The organism is Haloprofundus salinisoli (genome assembly GCF_020097815.1).
GTDB lineage: Archaea > Halobacteriota > Halobacteria > Halobacteriales > Haloferacaceae > Haloprofundus > Haloprofundus salinisoli.
The window spans coordinates 2,362,989-2,385,820 of record NZ_CP083663.1; the positions used below are offsets into that span (position 1 = coordinate 2,362,989).

Annotated in this window: 28 protein-coding genes; 20 read left to right on the forward strand and 8 right to left on the reverse strand. The window is 67.0% G+C overall.

Features of this window, described 5'->3' with window-relative positions; all coding sequences use genetic code 11:
- Positions 1-87: 87 nt before the first annotated feature.
- The 5 genes from cofD to LAQ73_RS12485 all read left to right on the forward strand — a co-directional run bounded on the left by cofD (position 88) and on the right by LAQ73_RS12485 (position 3,681).
- A complete protein-coding gene (cofD, locus tag LAQ73_RS12465; protein WP_224268606.1) occupies positions 88-1,083 on the forward strand; it encodes a 2-phospho-L-lactate transferase in 996 nt (331 codons plus the stop codon).
- A 25-nt stretch (positions 1,084-1,108) separates the two neighbouring features.
- Positions 1,109-1,897: a tRNA-dihydrouridine synthase gene (locus LAQ73_RS12470; RefSeq protein WP_224268607.1), complete on the forward strand. Its 789-nt coding sequence runs from the start codon at positions 1,109-1,111 to the stop codon at positions 1,895-1,897.
- Positions 1,894-2,730 carry a triphosphoribosyl-dephospho-CoA synthase gene (locus tag LAQ73_RS12475; protein ID WP_224268608.1) on the forward strand — a complete coding sequence of 279 codons (837 nt, stop codon included), beginning with the start codon at positions 1,894-1,896 and terminating at the stop codon, positions 2,728-2,730. Before LAQ73_RS12470 ends, LAQ73_RS12475 begins: the two co-directional genes overlap by 4 nt.
- The gene (locus LAQ73_RS12480) at positions 2,727-3,389 is read left to right on the forward strand and encodes a DUF447 domain-containing protein (RefSeq protein WP_224268609.1); all 663 of its coding nucleotides are present in this window, start codon (positions 2,727-2,729) and stop codon (positions 3,387-3,389) included. Before LAQ73_RS12475 ends, LAQ73_RS12480 begins: the two co-directional genes overlap by 4 nt.
- 97 nt (positions 3,390-3,486) lie before the next feature.
- Complete coding sequence (locus tag LAQ73_RS12485; RefSeq protein ID WP_224268610.1) at positions 3,487-3,681, forward strand: 30S ribosomal protein S17e; 195 nt, start codon at positions 3,487-3,489, stop codon at positions 3,679-3,681.
- 86 nt (positions 3,682-3,767) lie between these two features.
- Here the strand turns inward: LAQ73_RS12485 and LAQ73_RS12490 are convergent, their stop codons facing one another.
- A complete protein-coding gene (locus LAQ73_RS12490; protein ID WP_224268611.1) occupies positions 3,768-5,153 on the reverse strand; it encodes an NAD(P)/FAD-dependent oxidoreductase in 1,386 nt (461 codons plus the stop codon).
- A gap of 130 nt (positions 5,154-5,283) precedes the next feature.
- The gene (locus tag LAQ73_RS12495; RefSeq protein ID WP_224268612.1) at positions 5,284-5,754 is read right to left on the reverse strand and encodes a hypothetical protein; all 471 of its coding nucleotides are present in this window, start codon (positions 5,752-5,754) and stop codon (positions 5,284-5,286) included.
- Between the two features lie 133 nt (positions 5,755-5,887).
- Here LAQ73_RS12495 and LAQ73_RS12500 point away from each other — a divergent pair, with 133 nt between their 5' ends.
- Entirely contained in the window at positions 5,888-6,844 is a 957-nt protein-coding gene (locus LAQ73_RS12500; RefSeq protein ID WP_224268613.1) for a D-2-hydroxyacid dehydrogenase, read from the forward strand.
- Between the two features lie 264 nt (positions 6,845-7,108).
- Here LAQ73_RS12500 and LAQ73_RS12505 read toward each other — a convergent pair whose 3' ends face one another.
- Both LAQ73_RS12505 and asd read right to left on the reverse strand, forming a co-directional pair.
- On the reverse strand, positions 7,109-7,819 hold the full coding sequence (locus LAQ73_RS12505; RefSeq protein WP_224268614.1) for a fumarylacetoacetate hydrolase family protein: 711 nt from the start codon (positions 7,817-7,819) through the stop codon (positions 7,109-7,111).
- A gap of 280 nt (positions 7,820-8,099) precedes the next feature.
- Positions 8,100-9,134 carry an aspartate-semialdehyde dehydrogenase gene (gene asd / locus LAQ73_RS12510; RefSeq protein WP_224268615.1) on the reverse strand — a complete coding sequence of 345 codons (1,035 nt, stop codon included), beginning with the start codon at positions 9,132-9,134 and terminating at the stop codon, positions 8,100-8,102.
- Between the two features lie 613 nt (positions 9,135-9,747).
- Between asd and LAQ73_RS12515 the strand changes: the two genes are divergently transcribed.
- The gene (locus tag LAQ73_RS12515; protein ID WP_058582823.1) at positions 9,748-9,942 is read left to right on the forward strand and encodes a cold-shock protein; all 195 of its coding nucleotides are present in this window, start codon (positions 9,748-9,750) and stop codon (positions 9,940-9,942) included.
- 143 nt (positions 9,943-10,085) lie between these two features.
- On the opposite strand, the gene LAQ73_RS12520 is transcribed toward LAQ73_RS12515, so the two are convergent.
- Positions 10,086-10,640 (reverse strand): Rieske (2Fe-2S) protein, encoded by a 555-nt coding sequence (locus tag LAQ73_RS12520; protein WP_224268616.1) that lies wholly within the window; start codon positions 10,638-10,640, stop codon positions 10,086-10,088.
- Between the two features lie 149 nt (positions 10,641-10,789).
- Between LAQ73_RS12520 and LAQ73_RS12525 the strand changes: the two genes are divergently transcribed.
- From LAQ73_RS12525 to LAQ73_RS12585, 13 genes are all read left to right on the forward strand, one after another.
- Positions 10,790-11,779 carry a Gfo/Idh/MocA family protein gene (locus LAQ73_RS12525; protein WP_224270759.1) on the forward strand — a complete coding sequence of 330 codons (990 nt, stop codon included), beginning with the start codon at positions 10,790-10,792 and terminating at the stop codon, positions 11,777-11,779.
- A gap of 50 nt (positions 11,780-11,829) precedes the next feature.
- On the forward strand, positions 11,830-12,045 hold the full coding sequence (locus tag LAQ73_RS12530) for a hypothetical protein (protein ID WP_224268617.1): 216 nt from the start codon (positions 11,830-11,832) through the stop codon (positions 12,043-12,045).
- A gap of 202 nt (positions 12,046-12,247) precedes the next feature.
- The gene (gene hisD, locus LAQ73_RS12535; RefSeq protein WP_224268618.1) at positions 12,248-13,585 is read left to right on the forward strand and encodes a histidinol dehydrogenase; all 1,338 of its coding nucleotides are present in this window, start codon (positions 12,248-12,250) and stop codon (positions 13,583-13,585) included.
- A gap of 162 nt (positions 13,586-13,747) precedes the next feature.
- Positions 13,748-14,113 carry a HesB/IscA family protein gene (locus LAQ73_RS12540; protein ID WP_224268619.1) on the forward strand — a complete coding sequence of 122 codons (366 nt, stop codon included), beginning with the start codon at positions 13,748-13,750 and terminating at the stop codon, positions 14,111-14,113.
- 36 nt (positions 14,114-14,149) lie between these two features.
- A complete protein-coding gene (locus tag LAQ73_RS12545; protein WP_224268620.1) occupies positions 14,150-14,395 on the forward strand; it encodes a DUF5816 domain-containing protein in 246 nt (81 codons plus the stop codon).
- A 124-nt stretch (positions 14,396-14,519) separates the two neighbouring features.
- Positions 14,520-14,861 (forward strand): DUF7116 family protein, encoded by a 342-nt coding sequence (locus LAQ73_RS12550; RefSeq protein WP_224268621.1) that lies wholly within the window; start codon positions 14,520-14,522, stop codon positions 14,859-14,861.
- A 45-nt stretch (positions 14,862-14,906) separates the two neighbouring features.
- A complete protein-coding gene (locus tag LAQ73_RS12555; protein WP_224268622.1) occupies positions 14,907-15,455 on the forward strand; it encodes a mechanosensitive ion channel domain-containing protein in 549 nt (182 codons plus the stop codon).
- A gap of 99 nt (positions 15,456-15,554) precedes the next feature.
- On the forward strand, positions 15,555-16,505 hold the full coding sequence (locus LAQ73_RS12560) for a metal-dependent hydrolase (RefSeq protein WP_224268623.1): 951 nt from the start codon (positions 15,555-15,557) through the stop codon (positions 16,503-16,505).
- A gap of 86 nt (positions 16,506-16,591) precedes the next feature.
- Positions 16,592-17,239, forward strand: a complete 648-nt coding sequence (locus LAQ73_RS12565; protein WP_224268624.1) for a hypothetical protein — start codon at positions 16,592-16,594, stop codon at positions 17,237-17,239.
- Positions 17,236-17,904 carry a DUF2238 domain-containing protein gene (locus LAQ73_RS12570; RefSeq protein ID WP_224268625.1) on the forward strand — a complete coding sequence of 223 codons (669 nt, stop codon included), beginning with the start codon at positions 17,236-17,238 and terminating at the stop codon, positions 17,902-17,904. The genes LAQ73_RS12565 and LAQ73_RS12570 overlap by 4 nt, the downstream gene beginning before the upstream one ends.
- Positions 17,905-18,000: 96 nt before the next feature.
- The gene (locus LAQ73_RS12575; RefSeq protein ID WP_224268626.1) at positions 18,001-18,195 is read left to right on the forward strand and encodes a dodecin; all 195 of its coding nucleotides are present in this window, start codon (positions 18,001-18,003) and stop codon (positions 18,193-18,195) included.
- A gap of 93 nt (positions 18,196-18,288) precedes the next feature.
- Positions 18,289-19,662 carry a bifunctional metallophosphatase/5'-nucleotidase gene (locus tag LAQ73_RS12580; protein ID WP_224268627.1) on the forward strand — a complete coding sequence of 458 codons (1,374 nt, stop codon included), beginning with the start codon at positions 18,289-18,291 and terminating at the stop codon, positions 19,660-19,662.
- Between the two features lie 123 nt (positions 19,663-19,785).
- A complete protein-coding gene (locus LAQ73_RS12585) occupies positions 19,786-20,214 on the forward strand; it encodes a universal stress protein (RefSeq protein ID WP_224268628.1) in 429 nt (142 codons plus the stop codon).
- Positions 20,215-20,244: 30 nt separating this feature from the next.
- Here the strand turns inward: LAQ73_RS12585 and LAQ73_RS12590 are convergent, their stop codons facing one another.
- The 3 genes from LAQ73_RS12590 to LAQ73_RS12600 form a co-directional block, all read right to left on the reverse strand.
- Positions 20,245-21,387, reverse strand: a complete 1,143-nt coding sequence (locus tag LAQ73_RS12590; protein ID WP_224268629.1) for a DUF63 family protein — start codon at positions 21,385-21,387, stop codon at positions 20,245-20,247.
- 95 nt (positions 21,388-21,482) lie between these two features.
- Complete coding sequence (locus LAQ73_RS12595) at positions 21,483-21,932, reverse strand: Lrp/AsnC family transcriptional regulator (RefSeq protein WP_224268630.1); 450 nt, start codon at positions 21,930-21,932, stop codon at positions 21,483-21,485.
- An 83-nt stretch (positions 21,933-22,015) separates the two neighbouring features.
- Positions 22,016-22,819 carry an inositol monophosphatase family protein gene (locus tag LAQ73_RS12600; protein ID WP_224268631.1) on the reverse strand — a complete coding sequence of 268 codons (804 nt, stop codon included), beginning with the start codon at positions 22,817-22,819 and terminating at the stop codon, positions 22,016-22,018.
- Positions 22,820-22,832 lie beyond the last annotated feature (13 nt).

The following is a 22,832-nucleotide window of genomic DNA, read 5'->3' on the forward strand; positions in this document are numbered from 1 at the left end:
CCGTCGAGGTGCGGCGCGGTGTGCGGCCGCGCGAGCGCGTCGCCGTGAAGGCCAGATACAAATCGCTGCCCGGTCAACCTCCCGCAAATGGTCACCTTTCTCGCCGGGGGGACGGGCACCCCGAAGTTGCTCGACGGCCTCGACGGGTCGACGTTCGACCCTGCGGAGGCGACAGTCGTCGGCAACACCGGCGACGACGTGGAACTCGGCGGCGTGCTCGTCTGCCCGGACCTCGACACCGTCTTGTTCGACGGCGGCGGCGTCCTCGACCGCGAACGCTGGTGGGGCATCGACGGCGACACCACCGAGACCCACGAGGAGCTGCACCGCCTCGCCGACGCCGCCGGCCTCGGCGGTGGCCCTCGCTACCTCCCCGAGGACGCCCAGACGGAGGGGAGGAGAATCGCCCGCTGGCGACGCTTCTCGGGCGTCGCGGAGTTCATGGAACTCGGCGACAGAGACCGCGCGGTCCACGTGACGCGGACGAGTCTCCTCGACGAAGGCCACAGCCTCACCGAGGTCACTCGGACACTGGCCGACGCGTTCGACCTCGACGTGACGCTTCTCCCGATGTCGGACGACCCCGTCGCCTCCGTCGTCCACACCGACGAGGGACCGATGCACTTCCAGGAGTACTGGGTGGGCCGCCGCGCCGACCCCGCGGTCCGCGACGTGGCGTTCCGCGGGGCCGACGACGCCGAGCCGACCGACGCGGTGCTCGAAGCGCTCGACTCTCCAGTCGTCGTCGGTCCCTCCAACCCGGTCACGAGTATCGGGCCGATGCTCGCGGTCCCCGGCATCCGGGAGGCGCTCGACGCGACGCCGGTGGTCGCCGTCTCGCCGTTCGTCGAGGACACGGTGTTCTCCGGGCCGGCCGCCGAACTGATGCGCGGCGTCGGCTACGAGGCCAGCACCGCGGGCGTCGCCGAGGCGTACCCGTTCGCCGACGCGTTCGTCCTCGACGACGAGGACGGGACGCGACTCGACCGACCGGTCGTCAGAACCGATACGAGACTCGACGGTCCCGACGACGCTGCGCGCGTGATGGGTGCTGTCGAGGACGCGCTGGAGGCGGTCTCGTGAGCGCTCGCCGTCGAGGTGTTCCGGCGTGAATCGAGTACGCCTCGCCGCCGCGAGTCTGAGCGGTGAGTCCGATTCACAGTGGGCCGAAACGGCCGCCCCGTACGTCGACGCGGCGTTTCTCGGCGGCGTCGCGTTAGACGACGCCTCGCGTGAGGCGGCGCGGGAACTCGCCGCTCGCGGACGCACGGAATTCCTTCCAGAAGACCCGCTGGCGTTCGTCGACGCCGAGCTCGGGAGGCTGGTCGACGCGCCCCTCCGAGTCGGCGTCAACGTGCGCAGTGCGACCGTCTCGCCGATTCGTTCGGCGGGTGTCGTCTGCGCCGACCACGACGCGATACTCGAAATCAACGCTCACTGCCGGCAGGACGAACTCTGCGCGGTGGGTTGCGGCGAGGCGTTACTGTCCGACACCGACCGCCTCTGCCGACACGTCGCCGCCGCCGCCGATATCGGTGCGACCGTGAGCGTCAAAGTCCGAACGGAGGTTCCGGGGGTCGACCTCCCGGAGACGGCGCGACGCGTCGCCGACGCGGGCGCGACGATGCTCCACGTCGACGCGATGGACTCCGAGCACGTCGTCGGCGACGTCGCCGCGGCCGTCGGAGACGACCTCTACCTCGTCGCCAACAACGGCGTCCGCGATGCCGCCAGCGTCGGCGAGTACGTCGAGTACGGGGCGGACGCGGTGAGCGTCGGGCGGCCGAGCGACGACCCCCGCGTTCTGAAACGGGTCCGCGCCGCCGTCGACGAGTGGTTCGGGGCGGACGGAGCCGACGAACCCGACGGGTCCGACGAACCGGAGGTGTCGGCGTGACGCCCGCCGAGCGCGCGCAACTCGCACTCCTCTTGGAGGTTGCGAGTACGCCGAAACCGGGCAACGTCGACCGGAACCGCGATTTGGACGACTTGCGGTTCGAACACTTCCTCGCGGGTGCCGTCGGGTCGGGCGAGGGGCTCCGGATGGCCGCCAACGACGCGTCCGTCGGGGAGGCGTTCGAGTGCGCAGTCGAGGGAATGAGTCGACAGGGGGGCGGCAACACCCAGTTCGGCTGCCTGCTGTTGCTCGTGCCGCTGGTGAAAGCGGCCGTCGAATTCGACGGTGCGCTCACCCCCGAAGACGCGACGCGCGTCGTCGAATCGACCACCGTCGCCGACGCCGCCGACTTCTACCGCTCGTTCGAGCACGTCGACGTCGCCGTCGCCGACCCGCCGGAGGACGCCCCCGAACTGGACGTTCGCCGCGGGTCGGAGGCGATTCCCGCGCTCGAATCTCAGGGGCTGACGCTGTACGACGTGATGGAGATGGGCGCGGACCGCGACGGCAACGCCCGCGAGTGGGTCGGCGGGTTCCGGCGAACGTTCGCCGCCGCCGACGCGATTTGCGACGACGACGGCCCGGTTCCGGACCGCGCGGCGCGGGCGTTTCTCGATTTGCTCGCCGAGGAATCGGACACGCTCGTCACCACCCAGCACGGCGAGGAGGTCGCCGTCGCGGTGTCGAAGTGGGCCGCCGACGCCCGCGGCGACGAGGCGGCAGCGGAGCGACTCGCGGAGGCGCTCGTCGCCGAGAGTGTCAACCCGGGGACGACCGCCGACATCACGGCCGCGGCGCTGTTCGTCGCGCTCGAACGGGGGGTGCGCGTGTGAGCGAGCCGGGGGAGGGCGACGGGGACGGCGAGGCGGTCGGACGGTGGCCCGTCGAACTCCGGGGCGTCACGGAATCGGTGGTGACGACGCTCGGGCCGAACGACCTGTGGAACGTCGCGGCGCTCGGGGTTCGCGCGCCCGAAGAGTCGAACGCGCCTGCGACGGCGACGACGTGGGGCAACACCCGGACGCGTCGGAACTTCCATCGGCAGGCTGAGGGCGTCGTCCAGTTCGTCACCGACCCGCGGACGTTCGTCGACGCCGCGGTGACGGTACGCGAGGAGTCGGGCCCGGTGCTCGACAGCGTCGACGCGTGGGTGCGCGTCGAAGTCCGCTGCGTCGAAAGCCAAGAGCGCCGGGAAACGACCATCGAGCGGTGGGAACTCCGGCCGCTGGAGTCGAACGTGGTCGAGACGGGCGTCCGAACCATCAACCGCGGGTTCTACGCCGTCGTCGACGCGACGGTCGCGGCGTCGCGGTTGGACGTGCCCGCCTACGACACCGACGTGCTGATCGAGCGCCTCGAATACTTCGAGGAGACGGTCGAGAACTGCGGCGGCGACGCCGAGCGAGAGGCGTTCGAGCGACTAAGCGCCGAGACGGGGTGGCGAGAGCGACGCGACGGACGCGAGCGACGCGATGACCGGGATGCGCGCTGACCCGAGGTCGGTCGTGAGAACGCGAGCCGTGCCACCGTCGCCCACACTGCAGGCGCGGAACGAATCGTTTTAGTGGGCTACGACGGAAGATTCCCGTATGGCTATCAAACCCAAGTACGTCAAGCAGATGGGTGCGCTGCTGCTGGAGAAGTACCCGCAGGCGTTCAACACCGACTTCGAGACGAACAAGGAGAACGTCGACAAACTGACCAACGTCGACTCGAAAGGCGTCCGCAACCGCATCGCCGGTTACGTCACGCGCAAGAAGCAGTCGCAGGCAGCCGCCGCATAAACGTCCGTTTTTCCGAGTTCGGATTCGAGAAAGAGCCCCTCAGCGACGGCGTTCGAATCGAGGTGCGGAGACCGAGAACGTCCGATTCAGACCGTGTATTCGGACTCTTTCAGCTGAACGTAGCGGCCCTTGCGGAACTTGTACTTCCGTTTCTTGTACGCGCCCGCGAGGCGGGCGGCGTTGACGCCCGCGCGAGCGCCGCCTTCGAGAATCTGGACTCCCCCGTCGGTGTCCAAGAGCTTACGCGCCGTCTCGAACGCCCAGTCCCAGTCGTCGGGGCCGTAGTCGTGGACGAGGTCGGCCATGGCAACGTTTCGCAGAATTTCGTCGTCTATCGCGTCCTTCCAGCGCTGGTTGTACGCCGAGAGATCGCCGGTGGCAGCGAGTTCGCCGGCGATAGCGCCCGTACGGACGGCGACGTGATCGCCGCCCTCGTGGAACGCGGAGGTCGCACCCATCGCGCCGCCGACGACGGCGATGTCCGCGCCGACCGGCGAGTCGATGGGTCGCGTCGAGGAGATGGCGTACGTCTCCGTCCCGCCGCGCTTGCCGCGGTCTTCGACCAGCGGGAAGTCGTCGAGGTCGTACTCGTCGCCGTAGACGTGGTCGAGGAGACGTCGGATGTACTCTTTGCCCTGCGGGATGCGCTCGTCCTCCGGGCGGAGGAGCGCGTACTTCTCGCGGTCGTTTACCTCGTCTATGTCCATCCCGATGGGCATCGTGAGGCCGACGCGACAGACGTTGTCGTCGTTCGGGAACACCCACGGGTAGGCGGTGTGACCGGGCATGTACCCCCACCAGAACGTGATCGCCGATCTGATCTCCTCGAACAGTTCCTCGGGGAAGCGGCGGTACTCCTGGTAGGCGATGTGGTTCGCCCGCGGCGAGGAGAGACGTTCGGAGGCTTTCTCGCCGTCGGGGAGGAAGCGGTCGAGCACGCGGTTCGTCACGGTTCGCTGGGGACCGTCGGCCAGAATCAGGAAGTCGGCACCGACGTTCTCGCCGCCTTTGAGTTCGACGGTGTGTCGCGGGCCGTCGCCGGTTGACGCGAGGTTCGTCTCGACGTTCTTCACCGAGGCTTTCACGCGGTACTCCGCGCCCGCGTCCTCGGCGCGTTGGCGCATCCAGTCGTCGAACCGAGCGCGGTGGAAGGTGTAGCCGAACTCGTCGTACGGCGATTCGATGCCCGTCGCGCGGAGCGTCAACGACTCGTTCGGGCCGACGAACTCCGCGCGATCGAGCGTCTGGAGGACGATTCCGTCGGGCATCTCGTCGGGGTGGATACCCATGATATCCACCCAGTAGTCGAGGATTCCCGCGGCGTCCGTCGAGTCCGGACCGAGTCCCTCTCGGTCGGCCCGCGGGACGCCTTTCTCCATCACGACGGCCGTCGCTCCGGCGGACGCGGCCGCGTGCGCCGCTGCCGTACCGCCCGGACCGCCGCCGACGATGGCTACGTCTACGCGCTGCATACCACGTATCCGGCAGTACATCGCCATTAAAGGTCCGGAACGTTCCGCGCAACGAACGGTCATCCGGCGAGTGAACGCAGAGCTGCCGACGGGGTCTGCAGGAGTTCGAGAGGGCGAGGAGAAACGACGGCTACTCGGCGGGCGTCGCCGAATCGTCGCCGCAGGCGTCCGGACTCGCCATCGACCAGATGCCGAGTCGACCCTCGTGGTCGACTTTCACCAACAGACGGTAACACGGCGCGTCGCCGAGATCCGACAGCGCGAACGTCTCCCACCTCTCGGCGTCGTCAAGACGCGCGGAGATGACGTACGACCCGGGCGTCTGGCTCCAAGAGAGGTCCACCGTCTCGCCGTCGGAGACGTTGTTCTCGACGCCGTCGAGGTCGTGTGAGGTCCAGTGGACGAGTTCTCCGTCGCGCCGGACGATGAGGTCGACACTGTGCGACTCGACGTGCGAGTTGCTGAGTTGGAGTTCGCCCAGCTGCGTCGCCCCTTCGGACTCCCCGAGAACGCCCGCGCTGGCGCATCCACCGACGATGCCGGCGACACCCACCCCGACCGCGCCCAGAACACGTCGCCGCGTCGTCTGCGACCGTAACATACACGCCACCGTAACGGTCATCGGATAAATACGTTCCGAGCCAGTGATGTATTCTCCGCAGTCTACTCCGTTGAAACAGGCCGCGACTGCCGAAGGAGATGCACTCATACGGTCGCTCCAAAAATGGAGGGGTATGACCGACCCCGACATCGTCGTCTTACGACAGAAGATTCACGGGCTCTCCGCGGCCGCCTACGCCGAGACGCTCCGCGAGCGGCTACCCGACTACGACGTCGCGCTGGCGAAGACCCCTGCGGAGGAACGCGAGTACCTCCGGACGGCCCGCGTCGCCACCGGCTTCTCGCTCGACGCCGACGAACTCGACGCCGCGCCGAACCTCGAACTGTTCGCCTGCGTCTACGCCGGAACGGGGCATCTGGAGCTCGACTCGTTCGCCGAGCGCGGCGTCGCGGTGACGAACGCCTCGGGCGTCCACGGACCGAACATCGCCGAGTACGCCCTCGGCGCGATTCTCTCGTTCGCCCGCGGGTTCGACACGGCGTGGCGGCGAAAGGAGCGCGCCGAGTGGCGGTCGTATCAGGCCACCGAAGTCCACGGAAGCAGAGTCGCGGTCGTCGGCCTCGGCGCTATCGGAGAGAGTATCGTCGACCGGCTGGAACCGTTCGGCGTCCACACCATCGGCGTCCGCTACTCGCCGGAGAAAGGTGGGCCGACCGACGAGGTGTACGGCTTCGACGAGATTCACGAGGCGCTCGCCGACAGCGACTACGTCGTCGTCGCCGCGCCGCTGACCGAGACGACGGCGGGCCTCATCGGCGAGTCGGCGCTGCGGACGATGCCGCCGCACTCGGTGCTCGTCAACGTCGGGCGCGGCCCCATCGTCGACACCGACGCGCTCGTCTCGACGCTCCAGACGAATGGCCTCCGCGGTGCGGCGTTGGACGTGACCGACCCGGAACCGCTCCCGCGGGAGCATCCCCTGTGGTCGTTCGACAACGTGCTCGTCACGCCGCACAACGCGGGGCACACGCCGAAGTACTGGGCGCGGCGTGCGGACATCATGGCACGGAATCTGGAGCACGCCGAGGAGACGGGCGCGTTTGAGGAGTTGGAGAATCAAGCGGTCTAGAACCACGACCTGTTACGCTCCGCTCGGTCGGTGAAAGCTCTAGCTCTCTTTGCGGTTCCGCCGCGGAGGCGTGGCAGACGCTTCGCGCCCGCTCTCGGACCAAAAGCACAGCGTCACCCCCGAGGCGCTTTGCGCCTTCGAGCGTTCCTCGGTCCACTCGCTCGCTCCTGTAGAGCTTCGCTCTTCAGTGTTCCCGTTCCCCTTCTTCAGTCGCTCACGGGAACTCCGGTCGCTCGCGGTACGACAAACGGGAATGTCCGCCCGCTACTCTACAGTGTTCCGTAGCGTCCCGATACCCTCGTAGGTGATTTCGACCACATCGTCCGGCTCGATGGTTCCGGGGTTCGCCGGGCTGCCGAACGCGATGGCGTCGCCCGGTCGGAACGTGAACCGCTTCGAAAGGTAGGAGACGACCTCGTACGGGCCGAACAGCATCAGTTCCGTGTTCGCCTCCTGTCGGCGCTCGCCGCTCACGTCCGTGTGCATGTCGAGGTTTCGGGGGTCCAACTCGGTCTCGATCCACGGACCGAGCGGTCCGGAGCCGTCGAACGCCTTTCTCGCGGTTCTACCCTGCTGGTCGAGCGCGTCCACGTCGTTCATGATGGTGTAGCCGCGGACGTACTCCGGGACTTCGTCGACCGAGATGTCGTGACACTCCTCGTCGATGACGGCGACGAGTTCGCCCGCGTAGGTGAGTTCGTCGGTGAACGGAGGGTAGGGAATCGGCTCCTCGTGGGCGATGACCGAGGTCGGCGGTTTGATGAAGAAGTCTGGTTCCTCGGGTCGCTCGTACTCCATCTGTTCGAGAGTCGCGGCGTAGTTGCGGCCGACGCAGTACACCGCCGAGGGTTCGCACGGCGCGAGCAGCGAGCCGTCCTCGCCGACGACGTACTCACCGTCGTCCGCGACGACGGTTCCGTCTCGGTACTCGCCCTCGCGCGGTCCGTCGGGGGTCTGAATACGGGCGATTCGCATGGTCGGTACTCCCACTACGGCTCGAAAGTGGTACCGGAAGCGGCGGAGGCTGCGTTTCTAAAGAGCACGGACCGACCCCACGCAGTTCGGTGAGAAAATGTGTCTGCGGCTTGCCCAACCAACCGCAGTGCGTAGTCCACTGTACGAAAATCGCTACGCGATTTTCGACCGACGACTGAACGGAGCGCTCGCTCTGCGAGCGCGAAGTGAAGGAGGAGTGTTTTTGTCCAGCTTTTGCCGAGGGCGCGCGAAGCGCGCCCGCAGCGCAAAAGGTGGGTGTTTAGACCCAGCCTTCTTCGACCAGCAACTCGCCGTTGAGGACGCTCGCGCCCGCCGCGCCGCGAATCGTGTTATGCGCGAGGCAGTTGTACTTGATACCCGAACTCGTCTCCTCGATGCCGCCCGCGGAGATGGCCATCCCGTCGCCGTGCATCCGGTCGAGGCGCGGCTGTGGCCGCGTCGGGTCCTCGAAGACGCGGATGAGCGGGTCCGGCGCGCTCGGGAGGTCGACGCCGGGGAACTCGCGCATCGCGTCGGCGATCTCGTCGACCGACGGGTCGTCTTCGAGTTCGGCAAAGACGTTTTCGAGGTGGCCGTCGAGCGTCGGAATCCGGTTACAGGAGGCGGAGACGTCGGCGTCGTGCAACGAGAGCTCCGCGCCGTCGAACGAGCCGAGCAGTTTGCGCGACTCGCTCTCCATCTTCTCCTCCTCGCCGCCGATGTGCGGGATGGCGTTGTCGATGATCTCCATCGAGGTGACGCCGGAGTAGCCCGCGCCGGAGACCGCCTGGAGCGTCGAGACGTGGACGCGTTCGAGGCCGAACTCGTCGAGCGCGGCGAGCGTCGGCGTCATCGTGATCGTCGAGCAGTTGGGGTTCTTGATGAGCGCGCCGTCCCAGCCGCGTTCGTCGCGCTGGACTTCGATGAGGCCGAGGTGGTCGGCGTTGACCTCCGGAATCGTGAGGGGGACGTCGGGGGCCATCCGGTCGTTCGAGGAGTTCGAGGAGACGACGTAGCCGGCTTCGGCGAACTCGGGTTCGACGTTCGCGGCCGCAGAGGAGGGAAGCGAGGAGAAGACGAGGTCCAGGTCGTCGGGCACGTCGTCGACGGCGGTGCGTCGGACCGTCATCTCGGCGACGTCGTCCGGGATGGGCGTGTCGACGCGCCACTTGGCGGCCTCGCGGTAGCTCTTGCCCGCGCTCTCGTCGCTCGCGGTGACGGCCGCGAGCTCGAAGCTCGAGTGACCGTCGAGAAGTTGGATGAATCGCTGTCCGACTGCGCCGGTGGCGCCGAGGATGCCAACGCGTACTGCCATTAGCGTGGGGGTGGGTGACACTCCCATAAGTGGGTTCGGATTCGGACGCAATCTTGCGTATGTTCGTGAACATTGGGCGGTTTGCCGCCCGATTCACCCATTTGCCGAAAGACTCTCGGCGGCCACCCGAATCGAGTTCGAGTCTGTCGGCGAAGCGGGTCGAAACCCGTATGAGGGCGCAGAGAGTACGTCGACTGCGTGCCTTTAGTCCCCGCCCGAGTGATCCCACTTCGGGAGCGATGACCGCGCGGCGAACCCGGGCGCGCAACATCAGTGCAACTGTCGTCCGGCCGAAAGGGACGACTGCCCGGCACGAGGGTTTCCCGGCCGACGCGGCATGCCGCCACGGGATGAGGCCGGTCGTTAGTGTTCCGGGCGACACTTTCAGCGCTCGACTGCCGAGAGTGACGAACGAGCCACGACGGGAACGCTCGATTACCACAGAAGCACGCGAAATAGCCGCCAAAAGAGCCAACAATGCCAATAAGGCGCGGCAAATAGTATTCAAACGTCTGTATTTATTTTCTATTTTGCAATAATCGTCAATTTATACGGGTCCTATAGATGCAAATTCGCAAGCCTTATCCCTCGACGCCGATTGGTTTCAGAAGCAATGGCGAAAGGCGAAGTTGATTTCTTCAACGACACTGGCGGCTACGGTTTCATCTCGACTGACGACGCGGACGACGACGTGTTCTTCCACATGGAGGACGTTGGCGGCCCGGACCTCGAAGAGGGACAGGAAGTGGAGTTCGACATCGAGCAGGCCCCGAAGGGCCCGCGCGCGACGAACCTCACGCGCCTGTAAATTAGTTTAGTACGCCGCCTGCGGCGGCAAAACGACCCCACATTCTGTCATTTTCGATCCGTTAGTGCCGACAGCGCTCTACGCGGCGGGAGCGTCGCAGAACCCTCGGACGATCCGACGAGTGTTCGGACTCGAGGAGGTCGTTACAACCGCCGCCCCGAGTCGAATCGGTCGTCGGAGAGATACACGTCGCCGTCTCGGCACTCGACCTCGATCAGGTCGAGCGACTGACCGCGACACGGACCCCGCGTGCAGAACCCGTCGCCGCGGACGAACCGCGCCCCGTGTTCGTGACAGACGATGTGGTCGTTGGTCGTCCGCGCGCCGAACCCGGGGTCGAGCCGGACGTGCGGTTTGTGCGGACAGGAGTTGCGCCACGCGTATACCTCGTCGCCGCTGCGTTCGAGTATCCCCTCGGTCCCGCGCTCTCCGTTGAGAGCCTCGAACCGAACCGTCCCTCTCGCGGGCACGTCGTCGACAGCGACGAGTCGATGCGAATCGCTCGGCGAGTCGGCTTTCGCGGGCGACGGGTCGGGCTCTTTGGTTTCGTTGGTTTCGTTAGCCCCGTCGACGGTCGCGTCGTCGACACTGAATCGAAACGTCGCGTCGTCGACCTCGACCGACCCTTCGGCGTCGTAGACTCGGACCGTCTCCTCTTCGTCGTCGGTCTCGACGGTGACCCGGATTGAGTCGTCCATGTAGTGAGTGTACACGGGCGCGAGCGACGATAGCTTGTCGGCGGCGCACGTCTCGTCTCCGTGACGAGTTCGGCGCGGGAAGACCCGACGGTGTCGCGGGACGTTCCGGAATGAGCAGAGTCATTGCTCCGACGCTGCTCTTCGACGCCATGTCGTCCGAACCAGGTTACGACGTCGGAATCGTCGGGTGTGGGGTCATCGGGAACCGGCTCGCCGAGTCGTTCGCCGCTCACGAGCGGACGAACGTCTGGGGAGCCTGCGACCTCGTCGAGTCCAAAGTCGAGGCGTTCGCCGACGAGTACGACTGCGCCCCGTTCACCGACTATCGGGAACTGGTAGGGGCCGACGCGGTGGACGTCGTCTACGTCGGCATCCCGCCGACCGGCCACCTCGAAGTCACGCAGTTCGCGTTCGAACACGAGAAAGACATCATCTGCGAGAAACCCATCGCCGAGAGCGCCGAGCAGGGAGAGAAGATGGTCGAACTCGAACTGTCGTCCGAGCAGACGACGGCCGTCAACCTTCCGTTTCGGTACACACCTGGGTTCGTCGAGATGCGAGAGCGAGTCAGCGACGGCGACGTCGGCCGCCCGAAGCGGATCTCGCTCGACTTCAGGTTCCCCCAGTGGCCCCGCGAGTGGCAGGACGTCGAGTGGCTGAAGAGCAGAGAACAGGGCGGTCCGCTCCGCGAGGTCGGCACGCACTTTCTCTTCGGCGTCCAGGAGATTTTCGGCCCCGTCGAGCGACTCAGCGCCGAGGTCACGTACACCGGCCCCGAGACGTACGAGGAGTCTATCGTCGGCTACTTCGAGGTCGGCGGCGTCCACGGAACGCTCGATCTGCTCTGCAACCACGAGCAGTCCGAGGAGAACTCGATTACGGTCGTCGGGTCGGAGTCGTCGCTCACGCTGACCGAGTGGTACAGACTCGTCGAGAACCGCGGCGCGAGCGAGGAGAGCGGGACGACACTCAACGAGATGCGCGAGCAGACGACGCTGACGCTCGTCGACGAGTTCGTCACCAGCCTCGACGGCGGCGATGGCGACCTGGTCTCCTTCGAGGAAGCGCATCGGGTACAGCGGGTCGTCGACGCGGTCTTCGACTCGGAGGGAACGATGCGAGAACTCGGCGACGACTGAGTCCGCGAGTACGGAACAGCTATGTCGTGTTGCTTCGGACTCGTGGACGTGTGAACCGCGACCGCTTCGTCCAACTCTCGTTTCTGGCGTTCGGCCTCATCCTCGTCAGTTTCGTCGTCATGGGGACGAGCAGAATCTTCCTCCCCTACGACGTCGCGCGGTTGCTCGCCGCGCCGACGTTCTTCGCGGCATTCGGCCTCGTCGGCTACCTGTTCGTCCGCGCGACGCTCTCGTTTCTCGGGGTCGTCCCCATCGAGGAGACGTAACGACGGGAGCGAAGGCGTTTATCGGGGCAGACAGGCGGCGAAGCTACCGGCACGCGGAGGACCGCCGCACACCCGCCTCGTTCTCCGCGCGTCGCGTCGTCAGGGCACGGCCGGGAGTGGTCGCGTCCTCTCGGATAAACGTTCGTGAGAGCTGCTCTCTCGCTATCGGAACGTCTTTTCCCGCCGCCGTCAAAGCGCGCCCATGCAAGTCAAGCGAATCGCGGATCTCGGCCCCGGCGAGCGCGACGCGCTGTTCGAGCGCGACGCGGGCGTCGACGCCGTCCGCAACGACGTCCGCGACATCGTCGACCGCGTCCGCGAGGAGGGCGACGTGGCGCTCCGGGAGTTCTCCCGCGAGTTCGACGGCGTCGAAGTCGGCAACGTCGACGTGACGGACCTCGCCGAACGGGCGTACGACGACATCGACGAGGGGATGCGCGAGGCCATCGAGACAGCCGCCGAGAACGTCCGCGAGTTCCACGAACGGCAGCTCCCCGAGGACTGGCGCGACGACTTCTCGGGTCACGTGAGCGAAGCGAACGTGACTGCGGAAGTGCGAAGCTCTTCCGGCAGCCGGGAACTCGGTCGTCGGTTCCGGCCGCTCGAACGCGTCGGCGTCTACGTCCCCGGCGGCGCGGCCGCCTACCCGTCGAGCGCGCTGATGGGCGTCATCCCCGCGAAAGTCGCCGGCGTCGAGCACGTCGCCGTCGCCACGCCACCCGCCGACGAGATCAACCCGGTGACGCTCGCGGCGATTCACGCCGCCGGAGCGGACGTGGTGTACGCCGCCGGCGGTGCGCAGGCGATTTCGGCGCTCGCCTACGGCACGGAGACTGTCAACGCGGTCCAGAAGGTCGTCGGCCCCGGCAACAAGTGGGTGACGGCGGCGAAAGCCGAGGTCCGCGGTGACGTCGAGATCGACTTCCTCGCCGGGCCGAGCGAGATTCTGGTCGTCGCCGACGAGACGGCCACTCCCGAGTTCGTCGCTGCCGACCTCTTAGCGCAGGCCGAACACGACCCCGAAGCCTCCGTCGTCGCCGTGACCGACGACGGGGAGACGGCCGAGGCCGTCGCCGAGGCGGTCGAGGCGGGAATCGACGAGCGCGAGCGCAGCGACGTGATTTCGGCGGCGCTCGACAACGACGCCAGCGGCGTCCTGCTCGCGCGGTCGATGCCGGAGGCCGTCCTCTTCGCCGAGGAGTACGCCGCCGAACACCTCTCGATTCAGGCGCGCGACGACGAGGAACTGCTCGACCGCATCACCAACGCCGGGAGCGTCTTCCTCGGTCCGTACACCCCCGTCGCCGCGGGCGACTACGCCTCGGGGACGAACCACGTGCTGCCGACGAGCGGCGGCGCGAAACTCTACGGCGGGCTCTCGGTCGACACGTTCCTCCGCTCGACGACGGTCCAACGTCTCGACGAGGACGGCTTGAACGCGCTCTCGGAGACGGTCACGACGCTCGCGGAGGCCGAGGGGTTAGAGGCCCACGCCGAGAGCGTGCGCGTTCGACTCGACGGCGACGAGACCGGCGAATAGCGGAGTTTCGGGGACGCCGTTCGAGAATTCTGCAAATCTGGTAATTTGTGGAAATTGTACAATTTTCAGAATGTGGCAGCCGTGTCATTCCCGTTTCGGCGGCGGCGCTCGGCCCCGTGAACCAGCGTCACAGTTAACAGCCTCCGGACGATACGCTCAGTCATGAGTACCGAATCCGTCGACGGCGACGCTGAGACGCCGGTGAAGGTGACAGAGAACGCGGCGTCGGAGGCGCTGTCGCTCTTGGAGCGAGAGGGAATGGACACCGACGTAGCGGGGCTTCGCCTGTTCGTCCAGCAGGGCGGCTGCGCGGGGCTTTCCTACGGCATGCGCTTCGACAACGAACCCGAGTCCGACGACGCGGTGACCGAACACCACGGACTTCGCATCTTCGTCGACCCGGCGAGTGGCCGCTACATCGGCGGGAGCGTCCTCGACTACGAGGGCGGCTTACAGGCTGCGGGGTTCCACGTCGAGAACCCGAACGTCGTCTCCGAGTGCGGCTGCGGTGAGAGCTTCCGCACGTAGAAACGTAGTTAACTCCCGTCACCCGAACTCGAACACATGGAACTGGAAGTCGCCACGACATCCGCAGACGACACCGTCTACGTCGACCGCAGTGAGGGGACCCGCGGGTCGAAAGCGCCGTTTTACACCGCGTACGTCTCCGAATCGCGCGACATCCGCTGGGGCTATTTCTGCGGTAACTGCGAGACGTTCGACAACGCGATGGACACGATGGGCCGCATCGAGTGCAACGCCTGCGGCAACATCAAGAAACCCGACGAGTGGGACGCCGCCCACGAGTGAATTGACGGACGAAAACGGACCGTCGTCCGGTTTCGGCTGTTTCGCTTGACGTGGTTCGACGTTCGTGACTGTTCCCGCAGTCTGTGACAAAGTTTATCACACGAGGGAGAGTACGTTCGCTTACATGGCCCCTGTTACCATGCCACCAGTCGAGGAGGCCAAGAGTATTTTCACCCGCCTCGGCTACACCGTATCCGGAGAGGGGACGGACCTACGGGCCGAACGAAAGTGGCGTACCGTACAAGTGACGGCTGTCGCAGACGACGATACAATCGGTCACGCGCTCGCCGACGGCGGACGCGACGACGGTCCACCGCTCCGCTGCTTCGTCACCTGGGACGAACACGCCGACTCGCTCTGTCGGCGACTCGAACGCGCCGCTCGGACCTACGAATGGGCGGTAATCAGCGTCGGAGACGCCAACGACTATCGGGTCATCCGCGAAGACGTCGCGGCCGTCGCCTGAGAGTCCGGAGTCGCTTATTTATCAGTCCGGAGGGTAGTTTCGGGTATGGGGTCACCCATCTTACAGACGGGCATCGTCGAAGAGGCGTTGGAGCGGTTTCTCGGCCAGTTGGTCGACGCGATTCCGGTGTTACTCGTCGGCCTCGTGTTTCTGGTACTCGCCGCCACCGTCGTCAAGGTCGTCCTCTTCGTGGTGAAAGCGGTGTTGGCGCGGGCGCTACCGGGCGAGTCGCCCGTCTACCGACAGTTCATCGTGACCATCGTCTCGGTGTTTCTCTGGTTCGGCGTCGCGCTGTCGTTTCTCTCGATCGTCGGCCTCGAAGGTATCGCGACGTCGCTCGGCACCGCCGCGGGCTTCGTCGCGCTCGGCGTCTCCTACGCCACCTCGGGGATGATAGCCGACGCGGTGGCCGGCGTCTACCTCCTCCGTGACCCCGACTTCAACCCCGGCGACCGGGTCACCACCGGCGACGTCACCGGCGAGGTAGTGAGCATCGAACTCCGCAAAACCCGACTGCGCGTCGAGGACGACACCGTGGTCCAGGGCAACGCCGAGATCGAAAACCGGTGGACGAAACTCGACGACTACGCCTAAGACGGGGACGCCCCGGCACCGTTCGATGTTCGACTCACCGACGGCGTCGGCGGTTCTGCGGTCCGTACATCTTATCTATTCCGGCGCGTAACCACCGGTATGTTCGTCGGGCACGCGGTGTTCGCGTTCGCGCTCGTCGCCGGTGCGGCGGTGATTCGCGGCGTCGACTCGACGCGCGCGTTCTCGCTGGGGGCGGTCGCTGCGGCGTTCGCCGCCGCCCCCGACGTCGACATCGCGTACGCCTTCGTCGGCGTCGTCGGCGCGGAGGCAACGAGCGCGCTGTCGGTCGCCTCGCAGTTCTGGCAGACCGGTAACCTCGTCCACCGAACGATGACGCACTCGGTGGCCGTCGCGCCCGTCGTCGCCGTCGCGGCGGCGCTGTGGCTCAGAGGACGGCGCCTCCACAGATGGCGCGAACTCGTCGCCGCGAGCGGGTTGCTCGCGGCCGTCGTCGCCGTCGCTGCCGTGGTCTCCGGCGGTCTCGGGGTGTTCGTGATGCTGCTGTTCGCCGCCGTCGCCGTCGGCATCACCGAGGGGACCGAGCGCTGGACCGACCTCGGCCCGCGAGCGACGTTCTCGGCGGCGCTCGTCGGACTGGTCTCGCACCCGTTCGGCGACCTGTTCACCGGGTCACCCCCGGCGATGTTCTACCCGTTCGACGCGACGGTGTTCACCGACCGGCTCTCGTTCAGCGTCGACCCGACGCTGAACCTGCTGGGCGCGTTCGGTCTCGAACTGCTCGTCATCTGGTCGGGACTGCTCGTCGCGCTCCACCTCTCGGGCTACTCGCTCCGGGACGCCGTCGACGGCCGCGCGGCGCTCGGCGCGGCGTACGCGGTGAGCGTCCTCCTCATCCCCGCGCCGACGCTCGAACTCTCGTATCCGTTCGTCTTCAGCGTGCTCGCCGTCGGCGTCGTCGGCGCGGCCCCGCGCGTCCGAATCCGGAGTCGACGGGTCGAGTTACCCGATAGACTCGCCGCGCTCTGCACCGGTCTCGCGGCGATCAGCATCGCCGGATTCGCGTACACGGTCGCGTATCTGGTCGCGTAGCCGCGGTCGAGTCGTCCCTTCGGTAGTCGTCGCGCGCGACCGTCTTAGTGGGAAACCTTTTGCTCGAAACGCGACGATAGGAGGGCATGGACCGGTCGGGACTGAGCGACATCGTCGAGAACGAACGGACGAACGCCGCCGTCGGATGGTTCTTCGTCGTCGTCTTCTGCGTCGCCGGCGTCGGGGAACTGCTGACCGGCGAACTCGTGCAGGCGGGGTTCGTCCTCGGAACCGCCGCGCTGGCGGTCGTTCCGGCCGTCGCCTACCGGAACCCACGGGCGATGCTCCCGTGGGAGGTGTTGGCGCTTGCGGTGTTGCCGGTGCTTGGACAGGCGTTCGTCGGCGGCCAGACCATCGACGGGGTGACGCTCAGCGGGCGCGTCGTCCGATACTTCGCCGTCGCCGCCGTCGCGCTCGTCGTCGCCGTCGAACTCGACGTGTTCACGTCCGTCCGGATGAACTACTCGTTCGCCGTGTTGTTCGTCACCGTCACGACGATGGCCGCCGCCGGCGTGTGGGCCGTCGTCCAGTGGCTCTCGGATCTCTATCTCGGTACCGAGTTCCTGCTGGACGGCCGTCCGGACGACATCATCCACACCGCGATGATGTGGGACTTCGTCGCCGCGACGCTGGCAGGTGTCGGGGCCGGACTGCTGTTCGAGTACTACTTCCGCCGCCGCGCCCACAGCCGAGAGCGACTCCCGGCGGCTATCAGCGGGGGTGAGAGCCGATGAGAGCCCGCGAAAAACTGGGCATCAGCGAGCGCCGACAGATACAGGTGGCGCGGGCGATGCAACTCGTCCTCGTCGGCATGGTCGCCATCGGCGTCGAGCGCGGCGACTGGGGCGTCGTCGTCAACGCGGGCGTCGCCCTCGCGGTGACGTACGTCCCCGCGCTGTTGGAGCGCGACTACCACATCCCGATGGACGCCGGACTGACGCTGTGGGTGACGACGGCCGTCTTCCTGCACGCCGTCGGCAGCGGCGGGATTCCAGGCTTCGAGACCGGCTTCTACCGGCAGTTCTGGTGGTGGGATCACATGACGCACACGCTGTCGGCGTCCATCGTCGCCGCCGTCGGCTACACCGTCGCCCGCGCGTTCGACGTGCACACCGACTCGGTCAAACTCCCGCCGCGGTTCATGTTCGTGTTCATCCTCATGTTCACCGTCGCCTTCGGCGTCTTCTGGGAGGTACTGGAGTTCGCCATCGGCGAGGTGGCGGCGATGACCGGCGGCGACCCCGTGTTGACGCAGTTCGGCCCCGACGACACGCTCGTCGACATCATGTTCAACACGCTCGGCGGCGTCGTCGTCGCCGTCTGGGGGACGGCGCATCTCTCGGACGTCGTCGGCGCGGTGGCGGGGAAGTTCGGGCGGGGGCGGGCGGAGTCGGAGTAACTGACCTCTCCGACGACGCGCGCACGCCCGGTCGTTTCTCGTGACGTGTGAGCGCCGCGTGCATTTTTACTGCCAGGAGTCGTAGGCGTACCCGAAATGGTGTTCAAGAAAATCACGCTCATCGGTCAGAGCGACGAGGGATTCGATTCGGCTGTCGACGACGCCGTCGACCGCGCAGAGGAGACGCTGGAGAACGTCTACTGGGTCGAAGTGGACGACCTGATGGTCGAACTCGCCCAGGAGGGGCGAGAGTATCAAGCCGAGGTCACCGTCGCGTTCCAGCTCGAATAGTCGAGCGAACCAGCACGAACGGTCGACCGAACCGACTCGAACGGTCGACCGAACTCGGTGGCTTCTTACCGCGGCCACCCCGACGCGGAGTGAATGCCGCGGTTGCTCCACTACTCCGATATCGAGAACGTCTACGACGACCCCGAGCGCGCGGGCCGTCTCGCAGGGTTGCTCTCCACGCTCGGTGGACCCGATTCGCTCGTCGTCGGCAGCGGAGACAACACCTCACCGGGCGTCCTCGCGTTAGTCTCGAAAGGTCGGCAGGCGCTGGACTTCTTCCGCGCCGTCGGCAGCGACGTGGAGACGTTCGGCAACCACGACTTCGACTACGGCCCCGACGCGACCCGCGAACTGGTCACCGACGCCCCGCAGACGTGGGTGAGCGCGAACGTTCGCGACGAACGTGGCGACAGGTTCGGCCGCGCCGAGGGCGTCGTCCCGTGGACCGTCGAAACCGCCGGCGGCGACGTCGTCGGCTTCTTTGGCCTCACCGACCCCGCCACCGACTCGCTCAACCCGCAGGCCGCCGAGTTGACGTTCACCGACCCGTACGAGGCGGCCGAACGCGCCGTCTCCGAACTCCGCGCCGAGGGCGTCGACTACGTCGTCGCCGTCTCGCATCTCGGCGCGGGCGACGACGAACTCGCCCGCCGCGTCGACGTCGACGCGGTGCTCGGCGGTCACGTCCATTCCGAACGCGCCGAGTACGTCGACGAGACCCTCCTCGTACGTCCGGGCGTCAACGGTCGGACGGTGCTCGAAGTCACGCTGGACGAAGACGGCGCACGCGCGGAGCGCCACGACCCCGAGGCGCGCGACGCAACGGTCGACGAGTCGCTGGTGGCGGCGCTCCGCGGTCGACTCGCCGAGTCCGGCCTCGACAGCGTCGTCGGCGAGGCGGAGACGCCGATGCGGCGGACCGAAGGCGTCGTCTTCGGCGGCGAGTGCGCCATCGGCAACTTCGTCGCCGACGCCTACCGCTGGGCCGCCGCCGCCGACGTGGGCCTCCAGAACAGCGGCGGCATCCGAAACGGCCCGCCGCTGTCGGGCGAGGTGACCGTCGCCGACCTGGTGAGCGTCGTCCCCTTCGCCGAACCCGTCGTCGTCGCCGAACTCACGGGTGAAGAGCTGCTGACGGCGTTTCGGCAGGCCGCGGGCGGCGCGGTCGATTTCGGCGAACCGCACTGGTGGCACGGGCACGTCAGCGGCGCGACGCTGCGGTGGGACGACGACCGGAACGAACTCGACGAGGTGCGCGTCGGCGGCGACCCCGTCGACCCGACCCGACTGTACCGGGTGGCGACGGCGGAGTACCTCCTGCACAGCGACCACGAGTTCCCGGTCATCGAGGAGCGCCACCGAGCGAGCGAACACGGCATCCAACACGAGATTCTGGCCGAGTACGCCCGCCAGTTCGGCGTCTCCGCGAGCGTCGACGGTCGGATTCGACGGCCCGCGATCGACTGACCGCCCGCGAGTCGGGAGGCGACGCCCGACGCCCGTCCACTCAACCGACGAGAACGTCAGCACCCGGTACGTGTCGTCGACCGGATAGAAATATTCACACCCGAGAACACTGACCGTCCTGTAATGACGTTAGTTGTCGTCCCGGTTCGGTATCCGCTGACCAGCCACTCGAAGGCGACGCTACGCGAAGCTGTGCGTATCGCCGAGGAACGAGACGCCGAGTTGACCGTCCTCCACGTGAACCTCTATCAGAACGGCGAAAACATCACCCGCGCGGAACTGAAACGGGCGACGCAGACGGAGTTTGGCCGCCTGCCGCGCGCCCGTTACGTCATCCGCCGCGGCTTTCTCGTCGAAGAGACGATTCTGGAAGAGGTCGCCGCCGAAGGAGCGGACATCGTCGTCATCGGGTCGAAGCAGGCCGGGCGCTGGCGGCGGATGCTCCGGAGGTTCCTAAACAATCCGGACATCGAGGCGTATCTCCGCGAGAAACTCGACTGCACGGTCATCACGGTCCGCGCCGACGGCGAGGCGAGTACCATAAACGGCTGAGACGGCGGAAAATCGGGTCTCCGAGTCGGTTCAGATGCCGAACGTCGCCCGGAGCATGTCGCGAGTGCCGGGGCCGAGTCCCACCGCGAGCGCCGCGATGAGAAGCAGCATCGCGTACCGCGGACTCTCCTCGAATATCTCCGGTTCGAAGATCCAGATGATGAACACCGCGGCGGCGAGTTTCACGAGCAGGAACGGCCACGCGTCGCCGGTCACCGCGAGCACCGACGCCGGCAGCGCCGCGGCGGTGATGTCGACGATACCCTGGTTCACCGGATGTTTGGGCACGAGGTTCGGCCCCGCGCCGAGCGCCGGCATCCAGTCGAGGCCGACGACGTTGGCGACGCCGTCGAGCGCGTGCCCCCAGATGAGGAGGAGTCCGACGTAGACGGTTCCGGCGTTTAGTTCGGGTTTGTACCTCTCGATGAGCCACCACGTGACCGCGGTGACGACGGTGGTCAACACGAGCATCACCGTGATGACCTGCGGGTAGAACGTGACGTACTCCGTCGTCGCCGCGAGGTAGCCGAGGTACGCGAGCGTCACCGCGAGGACGACGCTGCCGACGACCGCCAATGGCCGGTAGAACTCGTCGAACACGCCGCGCCGCGAGAGTAACACCGTGGCGACGACGGCGGCGAGCGTGATGAAGAAGACGGTGAAGTAGATGAACGGGCTGATGATGAGCGCGCTCCAGGGGAACGGAATCGCGGGTTCGACGCCGGCGCGCATCGCCGCGATGCCCGCGTCTTCGACGACGCGCAGCGCCCCGCCGAACAGCATGAACGGGAAGAGCGCGTAGAAGAACTTGCGACTCGTGCCGATGTTCAACCGACGAAGCAGCAAAACGACGCCGCCGAGCATCAGGAGGAGGGTAACGACGTAGCCGGCCTCAGAGACGAGCGTGTAGCCGGGATAGGCGACGAAGCCCGTCGCGGACTGACACGCTGCCGCGCTGTCGAGGAGCGTCGTCGTGCCGTCGGCGCGGACGGCGCACGTCGCGCCTTCGCCGTCGGCGACGACCGGGCCCCAGAAGTAACGCCAGAGGAAGCCATCGTAGACGATGCGGGGAAAGAGGAGCGACCCGCCGACGAGGGCGGTGAGGAGCGCGGCCATCGCGGCGAGCCACGTCCGCTCGGGGTCCGCCTCCACGCGCTCTGCGACCGTTGCCATATCCACACACCTGTAGGGGCAGATGTTGAGGGTTCCGGTCTCGGGCGTCCGAGACGGACGGGACGGCCGAGACGGCGGAATCGGCGGGCCGACGCTCAGAGCGGTAGTCCGGCGCGTTCGTACTCCGTGCCGAGGATGACCATCGTCTGCGAGCGCGAGAAGCCGTCCATCGCCGCGATGTGGTCGAACATCAGCTCGCGCAGTCCCTCTGTGTCGTGTGCGAACACCCGGAGCATCACGTCCCACTCGCCGGTCGTCAGGTAGATCTCCTTGACCGCGTCGAGATTTTCGAGACGCTCTAACGCTTCGGCCTCGTGGCCCTGTTCGACGCGGAGGCCGACCAGCGCAGACGTGCCGTACCCCGCCGCCTTGGGGTCGACCTTGGCGTGGTACCCCTCGATGACGCCGGCGTTCTCCATCCGCCCCACCCGGTCGTGGACGGTTGCACTCGACATGTCGATTCGACGTGCGATCTCGCTGAACGGGGTACGGGCGTCCTCCTGGAGGATGCGGAGAATCGCACGGTCCGTGTCGTCGAGTTCCATGCGCGCAACTGGACGGCGGGTGACTTTTGCCTACCGAATCGCGCGACCCGCCTGGAACCGGTGACGAGCGTCGGACCGTCCGGTCAGCCGTCCAGTTCCTCGATGCCGCGGGCCGCGGCGAGCACCTCGTCGTGGACCGCGCCGTTGGAGGCGACGAGTCCCTTCGAGTCGTGTCGCCAGCGGTTACCCTCCAGGTCGGTGACGGTGCCGCCCGCGCGCCGAACCATGTACACGCCGGCGACGGTGTCCCACGGGTTGGCGACGATGTTCGTTATCGTCCCCTCGAGCGAGCCGTCGGCGACCATCGCCAACACGGCCTGCGCACAGCCGAATCGACGCATGTCGCCGAAGCGCTCGACGAGTTCGCGCGTCGCCGCCGCGTACTCGTCGCGGTGGTCGAAGTCCCACCAGACCGTCGGGACGACCGTACTCTTCTCGGGGTCGGTCTCGGCGCTGACCGAGATTTCGTGACCGTTTCGGTAGACGGCGTCGGCGTCGGCGACGTACGTGTCGCCCAGCGCCGGGAGGGCGCTCGCGGCGGCGACGGGTTCGCCCTCGCGGACGGCGGCGACGGCCGTCGCCCAGATGCGGATGTTCCGGACGTAGTTGTTCGTCCCGTCGATGGGGTCGACGACCCACGCGTCGCCGTCGTCGGGGACGGTTTTGAGCGCGTCGTCCTCTTCTCCGACGAGCTCGTCTTCGGGGAACGCCCCGTCGATGACGTCGGCGACGCGGGCCTGTGCGTCCCTGTCGGCCTGCGTCACGACGTCGGTCTTGCCGTCTTTCGTCTCTACGTCGATCCCCCGCCGGAAGCGGTCGAACGCGACCGCTGCCCCGGCCTCCGCGGCGCGTCGGGCGACGGCCGCGCGGAGTGCCTCGTCTGCCATTGGTGGTTCGCCG

What these genes read in the sequence shown, in the direction of transcription:
- cofD (WP_224268606.1), top strand. Translation starts at nt 88, where the DNA reads ATGGTCACCTTTCTCGCCGGGGGGACGGGCACCCCGAAGTTGCTCGAC.
- LAQ73_RS12485 (WP_224268610.1), top strand. Translation starts at nt 3,487, where the DNA reads ATGGCTATCAAACCCAAGTACGTCAAGCAGATGGGTGCGCTGCTGCTG.
- LAQ73_RS12490 (WP_224268611.1), bottom strand. Translation starts at nt 5,153, where the DNA reads ATGCAGCGCGTAGACGTAGCCATCGTCGGCGGCGGTCCGGGCGGTACG.
- LAQ73_RS12495 (WP_224268612.1), bottom strand. Translation starts at nt 5,754, where the DNA reads ATGTTACGGTCGCAGACGACGCGGCGACGTGTTCTGGGCGCGGTCGGG.
- LAQ73_RS12500 (WP_224268613.1), top strand. Translation starts at nt 5,888, where the DNA reads ATGACCGACCCCGACATCGTCGTCTTACGACAGAAGATTCACGGGCTC.
- LAQ73_RS12505 (WP_224268614.1), bottom strand. Translation starts at nt 7,819, where the DNA reads ATGCGAATCGCCCGTATTCAGACCCCCGACGGACCGCGCGAGGGCGAG.
- asd (WP_224268615.1), bottom strand. Translation starts at nt 9,134, where the DNA reads ATGGCAGTACGCGTTGGCATCCTCGGCGCCACCGGCGCAGTCGGACAG.
- LAQ73_RS12515 (WP_058582823.1), top strand. Translation starts at nt 9,748, where the DNA reads ATGGCGAAAGGCGAAGTTGATTTCTTCAACGACACTGGCGGCTACGGT.
- LAQ73_RS12520 (WP_224268616.1), bottom strand. Translation starts at nt 10,640, where the DNA reads ATGGACGACTCAATCCGGGTCACCGTCGAGACCGACGACGAAGAGGAG.
- LAQ73_RS12525 (WP_224270759.1), top strand. Translation starts at nt 10,790, where the DNA reads ATGTCGTCCGAACCAGGTTACGACGTCGGAATCGTCGGGTGTGGGGTC.
- hisD (WP_224268618.1), top strand. Translation starts at nt 12,248, where the DNA reads ATGCAAGTCAAGCGAATCGCGGATCTCGGCCCCGGCGAGCGCGACGCG.
- LAQ73_RS12540 (WP_224268619.1), top strand. Translation starts at nt 13,748, where the DNA reads ATGAGTACCGAATCCGTCGACGGCGACGCTGAGACGCCGGTGAAGGTG.
- LAQ73_RS12545 (WP_224268620.1), top strand. Translation starts at nt 14,150, where the DNA reads ATGGAACTGGAAGTCGCCACGACATCCGCAGACGACACCGTCTACGTC.
- LAQ73_RS12550 (WP_224268621.1), top strand. Translation starts at nt 14,520, where the DNA reads ATGGCCCCTGTTACCATGCCACCAGTCGAGGAGGCCAAGAGTATTTTC.
- LAQ73_RS12555 (WP_224268622.1), top strand. Translation starts at nt 14,907, where the DNA reads ATGGGGTCACCCATCTTACAGACGGGCATCGTCGAAGAGGCGTTGGAG.
- LAQ73_RS12560 (WP_224268623.1), top strand. Translation starts at nt 15,555, where the DNA reads ATGTTCGTCGGGCACGCGGTGTTCGCGTTCGCGCTCGTCGCCGGTGCG.
- LAQ73_RS12565 (WP_224268624.1), top strand. Translation starts at nt 16,592, where the DNA reads ATGGACCGGTCGGGACTGAGCGACATCGTCGAGAACGAACGGACGAAC.
- LAQ73_RS12570 (WP_224268625.1), top strand. Translation starts at nt 17,236, where the DNA reads ATGAGAGCCCGCGAAAAACTGGGCATCAGCGAGCGCCGACAGATACAG.
- LAQ73_RS12575 (WP_224268626.1), top strand. Translation starts at nt 18,001, where the DNA reads ATGGTGTTCAAGAAAATCACGCTCATCGGTCAGAGCGACGAGGGATTC.
- LAQ73_RS12580 (WP_224268627.1), top strand. Translation starts at nt 18,289, where the DNA reads ATGCCGCGGTTGCTCCACTACTCCGATATCGAGAACGTCTACGACGAC.
- LAQ73_RS12585 (WP_224268628.1), top strand. Translation starts at nt 19,786, where the DNA reads ATGACGTTAGTTGTCGTCCCGGTTCGGTATCCGCTGACCAGCCACTCG.
- LAQ73_RS12590 (WP_224268629.1), bottom strand. Translation starts at nt 21,387, where the DNA reads ATGGCAACGGTCGCAGAGCGCGTGGAGGCGGACCCCGAGCGGACGTGG.
- LAQ73_RS12595 (WP_224268630.1), bottom strand. Translation starts at nt 21,932, where the DNA reads ATGGAACTCGACGACACGGACCGTGCGATTCTCCGCATCCTCCAGGAG.
- LAQ73_RS12600 (WP_224268631.1), bottom strand. Translation starts at nt 22,819, where the DNA reads ATGGCAGACGAGGCACTCCGCGCGGCCGTCGCCCGACGCGCCGCGGAG.